Source organism: Gabonia massiliensis (assembly GCF_001403595.1).
GTDB classification, from domain to species: Bacteria; Bacteroidota; Bacteroidia; order Bacteroidales; family Coprobacteraceae; genus Coprobacter; species Coprobacter secundus.
In genome coordinates, this window is sequence record NZ_LN877940.1 from 958,753 (window position 1) to 975,757 (window position 17,005).

The 17,005-nt window shown below is 35.1% G+C and carries 8 protein-coding genes; 7 read left to right on the plus strand and 1 reads right to left on the minus strand.

The window, feature by feature from the left end; all coding sequences use genetic code 11:
* Positions 1-161: 161 nt before the first annotated feature.
* From BN2628_RS13725 to BN2628_RS13755, 7 genes are all read left to right on the plus strand, one after another.
* Positions 162-4,181 carry a hybrid sensor histidine kinase/response regulator transcription factor gene (locus BN2628_RS13725; protein WP_055100425.1) on the plus strand — a complete coding sequence of 1,340 codons (4,020 nt, stop codon included), beginning with the start codon at positions 162-164 and terminating at the stop codon, positions 4,179-4,181.
* A 356-nt stretch (positions 4,182-4,537) separates the two neighbouring features.
* Positions 4,538-7,618 (plus strand): SusC/RagA family TonB-linked outer membrane protein, encoded by a 3,081-nt coding sequence (locus tag BN2628_RS13730; RefSeq protein WP_021931801.1) that lies wholly within the window; start codon positions 4,538-4,540, stop codon positions 7,616-7,618.
* Positions 7,619-7,649: 31 nt separating this feature from the next.
* Positions 7,650-9,176, plus strand: a complete 1,527-nt coding sequence (locus BN2628_RS13735; protein WP_055097724.1) for a RagB/SusD family nutrient uptake outer membrane protein — start codon at positions 7,650-7,652, stop codon at positions 9,174-9,176.
* A gap of 37 nt (positions 9,177-9,213) precedes the next feature.
* Entirely contained in the window at positions 9,214-10,299 is a 1,086-nt protein-coding gene (locus BN2628_RS13740; protein ID WP_055097726.1) for a family 43 glycosylhydrolase, read from the plus strand.
* A 95-nt stretch (positions 10,300-10,394) separates the two neighbouring features.
* Positions 10,395-12,212 carry a T9SS type A sorting domain-containing protein gene (locus BN2628_RS13745; RefSeq protein WP_055097728.1) on the plus strand — a complete coding sequence of 606 codons (1,818 nt, stop codon included), beginning with the start codon at positions 10,395-10,397 and terminating at the stop codon, positions 12,210-12,212.
* A gap of 4 nt (positions 12,213-12,216) precedes the next feature.
* Entirely contained in the window at positions 12,217-13,242 is a 1,026-nt protein-coding gene (locus tag BN2628_RS13750; RefSeq protein WP_055097731.1) for a glycoside hydrolase family 43 protein, read from the plus strand.
* 45 nt (positions 13,243-13,287) lie between these two features.
* Complete coding sequence (locus BN2628_RS13755) at positions 13,288-15,321, plus strand: hypothetical protein (RefSeq protein WP_411267749.1); 2,034 nt, start codon at positions 13,288-13,290, stop codon at positions 15,319-15,321.
* Between the two features lie 222 nt (positions 15,322-15,543).
* Here BN2628_RS13755 and BN2628_RS13760 read toward each other — a convergent pair whose 3' ends face one another.
* Entirely contained in the window at positions 15,544-17,004 is a 1,461-nt protein-coding gene (locus tag BN2628_RS13760) for a capsule assembly Wzi family protein (protein ID WP_055097738.1), read from the minus strand.
* Position 17,005: the final 1 nt, after the last annotated feature.

Sequence of the window (17,005 nt, forward strand, 5' to 3'; positions counted from 1 at the left end):
TATAGCAATTATTTGAAATAAAATAAATATGAAATATAATCAAATATTATTAATGATAAGAGTGAAAAACCATTGTTGGTCTATTTTATTTTTAAAGTAGATTTTTATTATTTTTGTAACGTATGAGATTCTTTATTTTGAATAAAAAGTATTCATTGTATATGCTTATAAAATTAAAACAATATATATTATTACATATATTGTGCATTGTAGGATTTTTACAGGTTGGGGCACAAGATAGAAGATATTATTTTGAAACTTTGGATATTCATAAAGGTTTGTCCCAGAATACTGTAAATACTGTTATACAAGATCATTTTGGATTTATGTGGTTTGGGACCAAAGATGGTGTAAATCGTTATGATGGGCTTGATTTTCGTGTATTCAAACAGAAAATAGGAGATAAAAATGGATTAAAAAGCAATTTTATAAATGTTTTATTTGAAGACAGAGACCATATTATATGGGTGGGTACGGATGCGGGCTTATATTTATATAATCCTCAAAAAGAATCGTTCACAGCTTTTGAATATAGGACTGCAGACGGCACGGTCATTGACAAATCTATTACGGTGATTTATGGTGATCAGAAGGGAGGGGTATGGATAGCCGTTGATGAACAAGGCTTATTTTATTTTGATTTGAATAAAAAATGTTTGATAAGATATACTTTAACTCAATTGAATGGAGGAAGAGCAAATATACAATCTTTTTTTATTGATAATAATGGAACTATATGGATAGGTTTTTTTAAGGATGGTTTAAGTTATTCTAAAGATAATTTGAAAACTTTACGTCCATTTTTGACGAATGGAAAAGAACCTTTTGAAGGAGGAATAGTGAATAAAATCATTGAAGGTGCTTATAACTGTTTATATGTAGGTACGGCAAAAGGTATATATGAAATAAATTTATCTTCAGAACAATTAAAAAGTCTTATACAAACAGATGAGAAAGGGGAAGAGCTATTTGTAAGAGATATATTGCCTTTTTCTAATAATGAATTATGGATCGGAACCGAGTCTGGAGTTTATATTTATAATCTTAGGCAGCATAAGTATAGTCATCATTATAATATATTGGGAGATCGTTATTCTCTTTCTGATAATGCGGTGTATTGTTTATGTAAAGATAAAGAAGGAGGAGTCTGGATTGGTACGTATTTTGGAGGAGTTAATTATCTGACTCAGCAATATAGTTATTTTAAAAAATATTATCCTAGTCATGATTCCAATAGCCTTCATGGAATGCGGATAAGGGAATTTTGTAAAGATAATAAGGGTATAATATGGATTGGAACAGAGGATGGTGGTTTGAATCGTTTCGATCCGAAAACAAGTCAATTTTGTTTTTTTGGTCCAAGTAAGTCTTTTCGTAATGTACATGCATTGTGTATGGATGGAGATATGTTATGGGTTGGAACTTTTGCAAAAGGCTTGAAAGTAATTGATACTCGAACTAATAAAATTGTCCGCTCTTATTATAAAGGAGATAAGAAAAATACCTTAAATGAGAATAGTGTTTTTGCGATTTGCAGAACAGTATCAGGCAATATTTGGATAGGAACATTGTTCGGTTTACATTTTTATAATAGAGAAACTGATGATTTTACACGAATTCCAGAATTAGAGGGAAAATTTATTTATGATATTAAAGAAGATTCTCATGGTAATATATGGCTGGCTACCTATGCAAATGGAATATATAAATATGAGATATCTCGGAAGAGGTGGAAAAATTATGCCTATAAAGGAAATCAAGCTGGGGAGATTCCTAATAATAAAGTTGTTAGTATCTTCGAGGATAGCCGTTCAATCTTATGGTTCACTACTCAGGGGGGAGGTTTTTGCAGATATAATCAGAATACGGATACTTTTACTACATACAATAGTAATAGAGGTTTACCTAATGATGTTGTTTATCAAATAATAGAAGACAATGACGGCATGTTTTGGGTAACTACAAATGGCGGGTTAGTTCGATTTAATCCTGAGACAGAAGATATGAAAATATATACAGTTGCGGATGGTCTTCCGGTAAACCAGTTTAACTATCGTTCAGGGTATAAATCTGTAGATGGAACTATTTATTTAGGTAGTATAGAAGGTTTTATTTCGTTTAATCCTCGTGATTTTGGTGAAAATAAATATATTCCGCCGATTGTTATTACAGATTTTTCTATATTTAATAAACGAGCTGTTGTCGGAGAAAAAAATTCTCCTTTGAATAAGAGTATTATACTCTCTGATAGTATAGAGTTGGCTTCAGACCAGAATTCATTTTCGTTACGAGTTGCTGCTTTAGGGTATCAAGCACCTGATAGATACATTATCAGTTATAAACTTGAAGGGTTTGATGAGGAATGGTATCCTCGTCCTTCGAGTGGAGTAATTACTTATTCTAATTTAGTTTATGGAAATTATATATTAAAAATAAAATCAGAAGATGCAGATGGTTTGTGGCATAATGAATACACAATGTTATATATTCATATTTTGCCACCGTTTTATCTCTCTATATGGGCTTATATATTTTATGTCGTTTTTGCTATTGTAATCATTTTACTGGCAATTTATTTTATTAGAAAGCAAAATAAAATCAAACAACTTCGTCAAATAGAAGATTTTGAGCGACAAAAGGAACGCGAAATTTATAATGCTAAGATAGATTTTTTTACTAATATTGCTCATGAAATCAGAACACCTCTTACTTTAATAAAGGGGCCATTGGATAATATATTAGGTAAAGGTGAGGTAACATCAACATTGAAGGAGGATATGGATATCATGAGTCAGAACACTGACCGTCTCCTTAATTTGACCAATCAATTATTGGATTTTCGTAAAGCGGAAACTTTGGGCTTTAGTCTTAATTTTACTCGTTGTAATATTTCGGAGATATTGCGTAATACATATCACAGGTTCTCTTCTATGGTTCGACAGAAAGAGCTGAACTTTTCAATTTTTTTGCCTGAAAAAGACTTTTTCGCAGATGTGGATAAAGAGGCGTTTACCAAGATTCTCAGTAATTTATTTAATAATGCAGTGAAATATTCTGATACTTATATATATGTTTGGCTTTTGCTTGAAAGTAAAAATAATATTGGGTATTTTTCTGTACGTATTCAAAATGATGGGATGCTTATTCCTGCCGAAAAAGCTGAAGATATTTTCAAGCCTTTTGTGCAATATAATAAAAATGAGACAGATAAGGTTGTTGCAGGGACGGGAATCGGATTGCCTTTAGCTCGTTCTTTGGCGGAACTTCATTCTGGTTTTTTAATATTAGAGCCAAAACCGGGATGTAATAGTTTTTGTCTTTCGTTACCTAAAGAACAAAAGAATATCATAAATGTTTTAGAACCTGTTGCAAATGATAAAGAAGAGATTCGAGAGAACTTTGGGGGTGTAGAAAAAGTTTCGGGGTATTATACGATATTGGTTGTTGAAGATAATTTGGAGATGCAGAATTTTATTGCACGGCAGTTATCAGACAGATATACAGTACTTACAGCATCGAATGGGGTAGAGGCTTTGGAAATAATGGATAATAATTATATCCACTTGATTATTAGCGATATTGTAATGCCCAAAATGGATGGATTTGAGTTGTGTAAGCATTTAAAGTCAAAAATAAATTATAGTCATATTCCCGTAATATTGTTAACAGCCCAGACTAATTTGCAATCCAAAATAACCGGAATAGAAGTAGGCGCAGATACTTACATAGAGAAACCGTTTTCTACAGAATATTTACTTACGAGTGTTGCAGGGTTATTGAAAAATCGGGAAAAGTTGCGTGAAGCTTTTGCCAATTCGCCTTTTATTACAGTAAATACGGTGGCTACATCTCAACCGGATGAAGAATTTGTCAGAAATTTGAAGGAAATTATAGAGGCTAATTTAAGTGATCCGGAATTTAGTATGGATGATATTGCCGGTACATTAAATATGAGTCGTTCCAGTTTTTATCGTAAGATAAAAGGTGCTTTAGATATGACTCCAAATGATTACCTTAGACTTGAGCGTTTGAAAAAAGCTGCACAATTATTGCAGGAAGGGAAATATCGTATCAATGAAATATGCTATATGGTAGGTTTTAGTTCGCCTTCATATTTTGCGAAATGTTTCCAGAAACAATTTGGTGTATTACCAAAAGACTTAATGGAGAAATTTCAATAGGGATGGGACGATAGTTTCATCATTTGAAATTATTTTTTTACTTCTTTTTATATGCTTATCATAGTTTTGCGAGAGTTAATCTAAATCTCTGAAATTATGAATGAGACGTTTTTTTTATTAATAATGTTATTAGCTGCATTTGAGTCCTCATATGAAGGAGTAGAGCCTGGAAATCAAAATTTGAATAGATGAGAATTATAGTATGAGAATCTGGAGGCTTACGGTTAAAACTAATACAACTTTGGAACTTTAGTTACATAGAGAATTTGTCTCTCCATATTGGAGACTAAGGAGGAATTTTGTAAAGGATATAATGAAATATGTATATAAATCTTTAAATTAATAATTGAATCATCATGAAAGCAAGAATGTATGGTGCAAGGCTGAGAACTCTGTTTCTCAAAGATGTATTATGGCTTTTGTTATTATTGCTGGGTAGCATTAATGCGAAAGCTGTAGAAACAGAAATTATGCAGAAAGGAGTGATATCTGGTACTATTATCGATGAAAAGGGAGAACCTGTAATTGGGGCTAGTATTTTGGTAAAAGGATCAACAGTTGGTGCTACGACTGATATTGACGGTAAGTTTACATTGTCTGTTCCGGATGATGAGAATGTCACTTTGGTTATAAGTAGTATTGGATATCAAAAAGCTGAAATAAGGGCAAAGGCAGGTAAGCCTATACGATTTATTTTAAAGGAAGATGTAGAGATTCTTGATGAAGTAGTAGTTGTGGGATATGGTACGCAAAGGAAAAAGGACTTGACAGGGGCTGTTGGTGTAGTTGATGTAAAAGAAATGAAAAAGATGAATGCTCCCAATATTGGCCAAGCATTACAAGGACAGGTTGCCGGTGTATCGGTAAGTACTTCTGGCGAGCCGGGGACATCAGCAGATGTGCGTATTCGTGGTATAGGAAGCTTTTCTAATGTGGGACCATTATATGTTATAGATGGTATGATTATAAATGGGTCTCAACGAGAATTTAATGTGAATGATATAGAAAGTATGCAGGTATTGAAAGATGCGTCTGCAACTGCTTTGTATGGAGCTCGAGGAGCTAATGGGGTTATTATAATAACGACTAAGAAAGGAAAAGAGGGACCTACTCGTATTGAGGCTTCGGCTAATTTTGGCGTGCAACAGATCGCTAAAAGAATAGAGATGATGAATAGTCTTGAGTTCTTGAAAATAAATCGTTTAGCATATGAAAATGCTGATATGGAATGGCCGGGAGAACCTGAGCAGGGCCAAATATTGACTAATACTGATTGGCAGGATGAGTTTTTTAAATTGGGTACAACTCAAGATTATAATTTGACTCTTTCAGGAGGTAATATGAATGGCAATTATTTGGTGAGTGGGAACTTTTTTAAACAAGACGGAGTTGTTGAAGGTCCTTGGCATAAACGGTATTCTTTACGTGTGAATACGGGATATAAAAAAGGCATATTTACTTTTGGAGAGAATATGTTAGTTTCTCGTACGGAAACTCGTCCGATGACAGGAACTTCTTTTATTGATTTATTGCGTATGCCTCCGGTAATACCTGTATATGATGATACGAAGGCTGGAGGATATGGTACTGGTAGTACTCAGTATCAGACTTATGGAACTAATCCTATTGGGCAACAGGAAACTCGAGATTATCGTCAGACATCAAACCGGATTATCGGTAATGTGTTTGCAGAACTTGAGTTTTTCAAATGTTTGAAATTAAAGACAAATTTAGGAGTTGAATACCATAATTGGTTTGACCGGGAGAAGGAAACCTATAAGCAAATACGTTATCTTGAAGTTTCAAATTATGATAATCAGTTATTGGAACGTAAAGGTGATTTTACTACGATAATATCAGAGAATACTTTGAATTTCAATAAAAAATTTGGGAAACATAGTATAGAAGCATTACTTGGATATACGGCAGAGAAGACTCAGTGGAAACAACATGAGGCCAGTGTGAAAAACCTGACGGAAGGGTATTGGGTGTTGAGTGCCGGAAAAACCGAACCATCGGTTACTGGTACCGACTCTGATTATGCAATGACTTCTATTTTAGGTCGGATAAATTATGCATATGCCGATAAGTATTTATTTCAATTCAATATTCGTCGCGATGGTTCTTCCAGGTTTGGGAAAAATTATCGTTATGGAACCTTTCCATCTTTTTCATTAGGTTGGAGGATGAGCGAAGAGAAATTTTTTACTCCTATCAAGAATGTCGTTGATGATCTTAAATTAAGGACAAGTTATGGTGTTATCGGAGATCAGCAGGCTATTGGAGACTATGATTATGCCACATATATAACGGTAGGAGAGGGTGCTATTTTTGGCCCAGACCAAACTTTTTATCCTGGAGCTATTCAGAAAGGGCGTGCCAACCCCAATTTGCGTTGGGAACAGAAAGCTACATTTAATATTGGGGTAGATTTTTCTATGTTTGATCAGCACTTTTATGGTAGTGTGGAATATTTTAATTCAAAATCAAAAGATTTATTGGTGAAACTTCCGATTTCGTGGACAGAAGGAACAGATATAACACCTTGGTCAAATTATGGAAAATTAAAAAATACAGGTGTTGAGATTAATTTAGGATATCGTGAGACAAAAAGAGCTTTTAAATATAACATTGGATTGAACCTTTCCCATGTTAAAAATGAAGTATTGGAGTTAGGTGAAAGTTTCAGAGAAGGGGGAACGAATGGAGTAAACCGTTCAGAAAAAGGGCGTTCGGTTGGAGATTTTTATGTTATTAAAACCAATGGTATTTTTCAGAGTTGGGATGAAGTCTATGCACATACAACAACTGTTACAGAAAATGGACAGACGGTTACCAAACTGATCCAACCAGATGCTCATCCTGGGGACATACGCTATATAGATGCAAATAATGATGGAAAAATAGATAAGGATGACCGTCAGTATGTCGGTAGTCCTCTGCCTAAATTTGAAATGGGAATTACATTTTCAGCTGAGTATAAGAACTTTGACTTTTCTTTGTTCATGACTGGAGTGTTCGGAAATAAGATATATAATGTTGGGAAGTATTGGCTGGAAAGAATGGATGAAACAAGTAATTATCCTAAAGATTTGAAACCTTGGACAGAGGAAAATCATTCTACGACTACTCCCCGCCCAGTAATCGGTACCACAGATAATACATTAGCTTATACAGACCGATGGATTGAACGGGGGGACTATTTCCGTATTAAGAATTTGCAAGTAGGATATACATTTAAAGATAGTTGGTTAAGAAAGACTAAATTCATTGGTTCTGCCCGTTTGTATGTAAGTGCTCAAAATTTGTGGACAATTACGGGTTATTCAGGTTATGATCCTGAAATTTCAGGAGGAGATGTGTTTGGACAAGGAAATGATAATGGGCATTTCCCTCCAGTAAGGACATTTTCTATCGGAGCACAAGTTTCATTTTAACATCTATGTTTAACTCATTTGAGAATTAATTATGAAAAACAAAATATTATTTATAGTGTTTGTGTGTTTTGGGTTATTTCCGTCGTGTTCTGAAAGTTTTTTGGAATTAAGTAATCCTAATGAACAGACGACCGGAGATTATTGGAAGACACAGGAAGAACTTCAAAAAGGTATTGATGCCTGTTATCGGGCATTGAGATTTAATGGTGAGTATTCACGTTGGTTACATATTTTGTATGTTGCTCGTTCTGATGAAGGTTATAGCCATTCTCCTAATGCTTATTTTCAAGCCTATTCCAATTTTAAGATAGGAAGCTATAATGATGATTCGGCCGAAGCTGTATTTTATACATGGCTTGATAATTATAAAGGAATATTTTGGGCCAACCAAGTATTAGATAATGCACCTAATATTCAGATGGATGAAACATTAAGAGACAGAATTATGGGTGAAGCCTATTTTTTGAGAGGCTTGCAGTATTTTAATTTGGCTGGAGTCTTTGGACGGGGACCGATTACTTTAACTTCTTATGCTCGAGAAGATGCTCCTGTTATTGGTGAACAAGAAGATTTGTATAACCAAGCACTAAAAGATTTTAAGGATGCGAGAGACCGTTTGCCTGAGAAGTACAGTAATTCTTCGGATTTGGGAAGAGCAACTAAAGGTAGTGCTTTGGGAATGATGGTAAAAGTTTTGATGCAACAGCATAATTGGGCAGAAGCAGAAGCTATGTGCCGAGAAATATTTAACTTGAAGATTTATAAGTTGGTCGATAATTATACGGATAATTTTACAGCTATAAATGAAAATAATTCAGAATCTTTATTTGAAGTACAATATGCTTATGGGATACAAGCAGGAAATGAACTTGGCTGTAATAGGGCCAAATTTATGGGGTTACCGGTAGATGGCTGCTCTTGGGATGATTCTACACCTCGGACCGCATTAAAAGGAGATTTTGAGCAAGAGAAAACAACTGATGGGAAAGTAGATCCTCGGTTGAAAGCTACACTTGCCTTTTATGATGCGTCTACTCCTGATGAAAAGTTTTATGGAAAAACATGGACCCAATGGGGACTTGATCAGAATAATATATATTGGAGAAAATATACAAATTGGGATACACAAACTTATGAGGACTATAATTCTGGAATCAATTTTCGGGTGGTTCGCCTTGCCGATATTTATCTATTGTATGCAGAAGCATTAAATGAGTTGAATCGTACTTCTGAGGCTTATGATTATATCAATAAAGTTCGCAATCGTGTAGGGCTATGTAATTTGGAAAATTCGAAAGTTTTTACTGGTATTGGTAATGATAAGGAAAAAATGCGTGAACAGATTATGCACGAACGGATGACGGAATTGTGCGGAGAGTCTTGGCGATGGCTTGATTTGGAACGGTGGGGTTATTTTGAGTCTGCCGAAAAAATAGCTTATCTAAAAAGTCGTGATGACGATTTCAGTAATTTTAAAATAGGAGTGCATAATCGATTCCCCATTCCTTATCGAGAAATACCTCTTGTAGAAGGTTTGACTCAAAATCCGGGATATTAATAATAGTAATGGCATGTTGATTAAAAGAATATAGAATATGAAAAAAATAATATTGAGCATGGCTGCAGGAATACTTATTTTACTTGGTACTTTTATTATTTCCTGCAAAGAAGATAAAGAGGTATTGGTTTGGAATGAGCCTCCTACGTCAGCAGATACGCTGTACCAGAATCCACTTTTTGAACCCGATTTAGCAGACCCTACAATTGTGCGAGGTTCAGATGGCTGGTTTTATGCGTATGGAACAGAAAATCAATGGTCAACCGGAATTAATAGGCTCGTCCCGATTTTAAGATCTAAAAATCTTGTGAAATGGGAATATGCGGCCGATGCATTTACAACAAGGCCGACATGGAAAAATGATGGTGGTATATGGGCTCCTTGTGTTATCCATTATGATTATGATGGTAAATATTATATGTTTTATAGCTTTTCTACCTGGGGAGATTCTAATCCGGGTATAGGGGTGGCTGTATCAGATTTGCCCTATGGTCCATTTCAAGATCAGGGAAAATTGTTTGACTCTCAAAGTATAGGAGTAGCGAATAGTATTGACCCTTTTTTCTTGGAGCTTAAAGTAGGCCGTTATTTAAAGAGATATTTGTTTTGGGGAAGTTTCCAAGGTATATATGGAATCGAATTAACACAGGATTTAAAATCTACCACTGGAGAAAAATTTAAGATTGCAGGAAATGCATTTGAGGCTAGTTATATTTATCCAAAAGATGGAAAATTTTATTTCTTTGGTTCGTGCGGTTCTTGTTGTGATGGGGCAGATAGTCAGTATCATGTAACTATTGCTGTTGCTGATGACATAAAAGGCCCTTATTTGACCAAAGATGGTAAATCGATTCTTAATGATGGACAGGAAGGTTCACCTTTCCTTAAAGGTGATGGCCGAGTAAAATGGGTTGGTCCAGGTCATAATGCAGAAATTATTACTGATGATAAAGGCCATGATTATTTTTTGTACCATGCTGTTGATGTTGCAAATCCGTTGTTACCTGGGGGAGCAACACGCAGGCCACTGATGATGGATGAAATTCATTGGGTAGATGGGTGGCCTACGATTACTAATGGAGTTCCGAGTACTACTCGGCAGCGTGCGCCATATTTTGAGTAAGAATTTTCTTTTATAGGATACTAGATAGAGTCTACTGGTATCCTATATTAAATGTTTTATATATAAATTTTTTATGACTTTTAAATTTAATGTGTATGAAAAAGATTACATTTTTAATGGCTACAGCATTTGTGCTGTTGTCGGGTAAAGCTCAGGCTCAATTTGCAGAAATTAGTTCGGATTTAGATCCTCAGACTGGAGATATTGTCGCTGCAGATATTAACAATGATGGACTATTGGACATAGTTTTTAGTGGTCGTACAGAGAATGTTGTAAAGGGAGGGGTTTTTATCAATAGAGGTAATGGGGTATATGAAGCTCAGAGCGGGATGGATTTCTTAAATGTAGGACATTTTGCACGTTTCCAATTTGGAGATATAGATGGAGATGGAGACCTTGATATTATTTTTAATGGGAATGGGGGTGATGGTATTCCTGCATCTAATGGTATTGCTTTAAATGATGGGAATGGTGTATTTACATTGGCTCCTGTAGATAAATATCCTGTTCCGGAGGTAGCTCTTACCATTTCATGTGGTTTTGCAGACTTAAATAATGATGGGTTATTAGATTATTATTTTTCTGGGAATACGAAACCAGAAGGTTCACCCAGTATTCTTGTTTATTATCAACAAGCTGATGGGTCGTTTAATGTAAATGAAAATTTATTTAAAGATGCTCATTTTACGGATCCGGATGTAACGGTTATGGATTTTAATAACGATGGGTATTTGGATTTGTTTGTTAATGGATGGGATGAAGTAGGAGGTAGTCGCTATTCATCAACATGGAAGAATGACGGATTTGGAGAATTTGTTGTTTATCCACAACCTAATATTATTCGTAAAGGATATGGTTCTGCTGTTTGGGGTGATGTCGACGGAGACGGATATTTGGATTTGTTGTTAAATGGTGATGGAGGTGCAGATGGAGAAAGTTCAAATAATATTGTTCGGTTATATAAAAATGAGAATGGGACAATGGTGGCAAAACAGACATTTGAGCCTTTCCGTCAAAACAGTGTAGGAGGGGGAAACTGTTTCGTTGATTGGGATAATGACGGTAAGTTGGATATCATTGTAGGTGGTTGGAATGAAACGGATGCCAGACAGGCAACGTACTTATATAAAACGAATGATCCGGCAAGTTTTACATTTACTAAAGATGAAACTGTAAGCAATGAAATCCCAGGTATATCTGAGCAATCTTATGATATTGCAGATTTGAATAATGATGGAAAACCGGATCTTTTGATGATGGGATTTTGTGGGACAAATGGATATAATAAGAATATTTGCGGTATTTACACCAATACAACAGCTGTATCTGGCTCGAAACCTGAGGTTCCGGCTAATTTAAATGCTGAAGTTGAAGGTTCAGGAGAGATGCGTATGGTTACCCTATCTTGGAATGCAGCAAATGGTGCCGAAACTTACAATGTAGCATTGAGAAATAAAACTACTGGTAAGTGGTTGTATTATCCAAAAGCTGTTTTTGATGGGGAAAATAACGGTTTTCGTCAAGTCTCGGAACAAGGTAATGTATTTACGAATAAGCGATGGGAATTATATGAATTGCCCGATGGAATTTATGAGTGGAGTGTGCAAGCGATAAATTATAACCGTGTGGGAGGAGCTTTTGCTAAATTTCAGACATTTACATTAGGAACACCCCAATCGATAGAATCTTTATCTGTTGCTGAACAAGTAAAGGTTGTGGCTGTTGGGTCTGAACTGCGAGTAGAAAGTCCTGCAGGTATTTTATCTCGTATTAATGTTTATAATACGAGTGGTGTATTAGTTTCTTCTGCTAATGATGTGGATATGTTTACAACGACTTTGACTAAAGGTATATATATCGTTGAGACTGTAGATGGAAGAAGTACACATACGAGTAAAGTAGCTATATATTAAAAATATGGTTAGACTGCTTATTTTGTTAGGTATCAATATTTTTATAATGACCGGATGCAAAACGTCCGGTCATTATAAAAATCCTGTTATATTTTCGGGGGCAGATCCTTGGATAATAAAACAAAATGGATTTTACTATTATTGTTGTAGTATGAATAATGGTATAGGTATATCCAAGTCCAAAAATCTACATCAGATAAATCCTCCAAAGCAAATATGGAAAGCCCCGGAAGGAAATAAATGGAATTCGAGTTGTATTTGGGCTCCGGAACTTCATTACCTTAACAATAAATGGTATATTTATTATGCGGGAGGATATGGTGGACCTCCATTTATACACCAACGAACAGGTGTTCTTGAGTCTATGACGGATGATCCGATGGGTGAATATGTGGATAAGGGTATGATATTTACAGGAGATAATCCAACGGATTTGGAAAATAATATATGGGCAATAGATATGACCGTATTTTATTATAATAAAGTATTGTATGCTGTTTGGTCTGGTTGGGATAAGAATGAAAAGACAGATAAGACATCTCAGAATCTCTATATTGCACGTATGGATAACCCGTGGACAATCAGTTCAAGTAGAGTAAAAATTAGTTCTCCAGATAAGTATTATGAACAAGGTGAACTCCCTCTAAATGAAGGGCCGGAGGTTTTGATTCATAATGGGGATGTGTTTATTATCTACTCTTGTGGACAATCGTGGCTTGATACATATAAATTAGCGTATTTGAAATTGAAAAAAGATGGAGATCCTTTGTTACAGGAAAGTTGGGTTAAGGGAAAGTCTCCGATTTTTGAAGGTACCGAGGATGTATATGGGGTAGGTCATGCTTGTTTTACAACATCACCGGATGGCAAAGAAAATTATATTCTTTACCACTCTAAAAAAGATAAAGTTCCAGGATGGGATAGGGATATACGATTACAAAAATTTACTTTTGATAAAAAAGGGATGCCTTACTTTGGAAAACCGAAACCTTTAAATAAAGTATTGGCACTGCCTTCTGGCACGAAATAATTGAGTTGAAAGATAAATTCTTTTTTTGATAATAAAATGAGCATTATGCTGAAGAAGTTTATTTTAGGGTGTTTATTTTTGAGTATTATGCCTGTTTGGGGTATTACTCTTGTTCCACAACAGATGAATGCACAGATTTCTCTTAAAATGCCGGGTAATCAATCCATTAGTTATCCGTTGACGTTTTTAGAGAGAAACAATGGTGTTTATGAGCTGGATTCGTCAGAAAAGTTACCTGTAGCTATTATACAGAAAGTCATTTCAGAAAATGGGAAAAGTTCTATTGAAGTACAAATAAATGCGTCAGAGAAAGTTTGGTTTAACTTTTCTGAAAGAATACAATCTACATTCCGGCACAATGATTGTCTATTTTATATGCCAGGATTTTGGTATCGAAAAAATTTGAGGTCACCTAAAGAGGCTCCCTCTTTTCATACATCAGATAGTTGGACTGTGAGAGAGGATAGGTTGAGTGCTCCTTTAACGGGAATTTTTAATGAAAAAGATGGAGAATATATATCGGTTTTGCGTTTGGATAAATTGAATGGTGATGCTTTGACGACTCATGATACTGGAGAAGTCATTTTGTCAGGTAAAAGTTCAATTGGAGCTACAGGATTTGTAAATGAGGATGGTATTTCCTCTCTCAGTGTCTCTTTTCCCTATTGGGAAACTCCTCGTTCTTATATACGTAAATTAACTCTTGCTTCGGAGGCAAAGGCTTTTTATAAGCTTGATAAGGGGGAGAGCATTACATTAAAGTGGGAAGTGAAAAATGGTAAAGCAGAAGATTATTCTACATTTGTTCGAAATATGTGGGAATATTGCTATGATACCATGGCGCCACAACCAGTGAAAACCGCTTATACAGTAGAGTATATGAAAAATATACTTAGTAAGTATTTTGTTGAAAGTTATGTTGGAAATCATTCGTTAAAGTACAATTCTGGTGTTCATTTGAATATAGATGATTGCTGCCCAAATGGAATATCTGAAATAGGTTTTGTAGGGCGTGTGTTATTGAATGCTTTTAATTCTCTTGAATATGGAGAACAGATAGGTCGGCCAGAGTTGGTTAGTAATGGTAAGAGAATATTTGATAGTTATCTTCAGAATGGTTTTACCACAACCGGTTTTTTTCGTGAATTCGTTAATTTTGACGATAATACGGAAGAGCAAAATTTAAGTATCCGTCGGCAAAGTGAAGGTATTTTTGCGACTTTATATTATTTAGAGTATGAACGTAATGCTGGCCGAGTACATCCGGACTGGGAGAAAAGGGTAAAAAATATTTTGAAATTGATACTTGAAGTTCAAAAAGAAGATGGTAGTTTCCCGCGAAAGTTTAGAGACAATCAAGTAATTGTTGATAATAGTGGAGGAAGTACACCATCGGCAGTGTTGCCGTTAGTTATGGCATATACCTATTTTAAAGATAAAGATTATTTGAATGCTGCTAAAAAAGCAGCTTCTTATCTTGAAAATGAGATAATTTCTAAAGCCGATTATTTTTCATCGACATTGGATGCTAATTGCGAAGATAAGGAGGCATCATTATATGCGGCGACAGCAACATATTATTTGGCTTTGGTGACAAAGGAAAAAGAGAGAAAACATTATGCTGAACTGACACGTCAAGCTGCTTATTTTGCCCTTTCTTGGTATTATCTTTGGGATGTACCTTTTGCTGAAGGACAGATGTTGGGAGATCTTTCTTTCAAGAGCCGAGGCTGGGGTAATGTATCGGTCGAAAATAATCATATAGATGTATTTATATTTGATTTTGTTGATGTTTTAAGATGGCTGTCAGAACAGTATAATGAGCCACGTTTCTCATCTTTTGCTGAAGTAATTTCGACTTCAATGAGACAACTTGTTCCATACAGTGGGCATCTATGCGGAATCGCCCGTGAGGGATATTATCCAGAGGTAGTACAGCATGCCCATTGGGATTATGGGAAAAATGGAAAAGGCTTTTATAATGATATTTTTGCACCAGGCTGGACAGTTGCCTCTCTCTGGGAATTGTTCACACCGGGGCGTGCAGAAAAATTTTTGTTAAAAGAAGGAGAGAAATAAAAATGGGGGTGTATCAAAACTAAAATGTCCACTCCAAAAAGTTACAGATTGTAGCTATACCATTTAAAAGGGGCGTATCATTACTCAATACAGAGTTTGATACGCCCCTTTCTTTAGTCTTTTAGGATGCTCAAATTTCAAATTATAAGTTCATATTTTCAAAAATTGAATTTTGATACACCTTTATTTTTATTGAAAATATTAAAATGCTTGTTTCTCCAGTTATTGTTTTTTTTGAAATAAAATTCCTTCTTTTCGGATACCGATTTGTATTCCCCAGTTGTTTCCGAAAAGAGACCCTTTATCAAAAGCTCCGGCCAAATTGAAATTCCAACCTTTTAATTTCTTTGGCTGATAATCAAAATCAATTAAAGTTGAGAATTCATGTGCAATATGAGTAAATGGTACAAATGGAGTGCCCCAACCTCGTTGATGCCCAGCTAAAACTCTGTATTTCAGTTCGGGGATTACATAACCATTAAAGCCAACGTGAAAAGCTCTTACCCTTGAACTTTTAAATCCTAGATAGCCGTCGGTATTGTATCCTGGAGAGGTTATGAATGGGTTGCCTATCGTATGACCTTGATGTGTCCACCCATTATAACATGCATGACCATAGTAATAATCCCCTCCACTGACTTGGATGGGAATTTCATCTGTTTTATCCCATAAAAATGGTCCACTCTGATTCGTAGAGTTCATTACCTCAAAGACAAATCCGGTTATTGGCCATTGGTGTTGTGTTGAAAATTCAAGCCCCCATAATCCATCAAGCTTATTTTTAAAAATCATGCCAGAGTGGTCTTCAAAGAAATGTTCATAATATATCTTAGATTTCCAGTCTTTTTGTTTGTATCCGAATTCCATTAAGTAAGATCCTAAGTGGTTACCTTCTATATTAACTTGATCTATATCTGGAGTATTATCTCCTCCTGCCATTGGAATAAAAATATGTATAAAACTTTTTAGATTGGATGAAAATTGTATTTTTCGTCCATATGTATCCCACTCAGTACCACCAAATTGAGCAGCCATATCAATTCCTATTGAGCCGAAAAAAGGCTTATTCTTATTGTCAATTTTTATGAGTAAATATTTTCTGTGAAATAAAACATTTTTGGAGTATTGCATACCTTCTGCCTTATTTTTTATTTGATATTTGTTATCTACAAATATCCCATATGCAATTTCTCCTTTTATTTGCATCCATCCATTAGTGTGTGGTATCTCAACAAAATTAGGAATCCCGATGGAGACTTGAGGTATAGGACGGCTATTGCCAGACCAAATCATACTCCCACTGCTTAGTTGGTCGTTTTGTATGAGATTTCCGGTTTCTTTGGCTCCTATTGAAAGCCCAAGACAACGGTATTTTATGTCTCCATATAATTGTTGTAAATATATTGGTGAGCCGTTATTATATGCACCGATAATATTGAGGCCAAAGCCATAAGAAAAGCGTTTATTAGTATCAATATCCCTGTGTATCAAAGCTTGTAAGTATCCATTATTAGGCTTGAAAGAAATTTTGCCTTGCCGATTGTTCATTAGATAAAAGGGGGTATATTTTCCGTTTCCTGTAATGATATTTGTTTCAATATTATATTGTAAGGCGAATTGAGCGGATACTATTTGTGAAATGAGGAGAAAAAAAATATATATAACAATTTTTATTTTGGTCATA

What these genes read in the sequence shown, in the direction of transcription:
- BN2628_RS13725 (WP_055100425.1), top strand. Translation starts at nt 162, where the DNA reads ATGCTTATAAAATTAAAACAATATATATTATTACATATATTGTGCATT.
- BN2628_RS13730 (WP_021931801.1), top strand. Translation starts at nt 4,538, where the DNA reads ATGAAAGCAAGAATGTATGGTGCAAGGCTGAGAACTCTGTTTCTCAAA.
- BN2628_RS13735 (WP_055097724.1), top strand. Translation starts at nt 7,650, where the DNA reads ATGAAAAACAAAATATTATTTATAGTGTTTGTGTGTTTTGGGTTATTT.
- BN2628_RS13740 (WP_055097726.1), top strand. Translation starts at nt 9,214, where the DNA reads ATGAAAAAAATAATATTGAGCATGGCTGCAGGAATACTTATTTTACTT.
- BN2628_RS13745 (WP_055097728.1), top strand. Translation starts at nt 10,395, where the DNA reads ATGAAAAAGATTACATTTTTAATGGCTACAGCATTTGTGCTGTTGTCG.
- BN2628_RS13750 (WP_055097731.1), top strand. Translation starts at nt 12,217, where the DNA reads ATGGTTAGACTGCTTATTTTGTTAGGTATCAATATTTTTATAATGACC.
- BN2628_RS13755 (WP_411267749.1), top strand. Translation starts at nt 13,288, where the DNA reads ATGCTGAAGAAGTTTATTTTAGGGTGTTTATTTTTGAGTATTATGCCT.
- BN2628_RS13760 (WP_055097738.1), bottom strand. Translation starts at nt 17,004, where the DNA reads ATGACCAAAATAAAAATTGTTATATATATTTTTTTTCTCCTCATTTCA.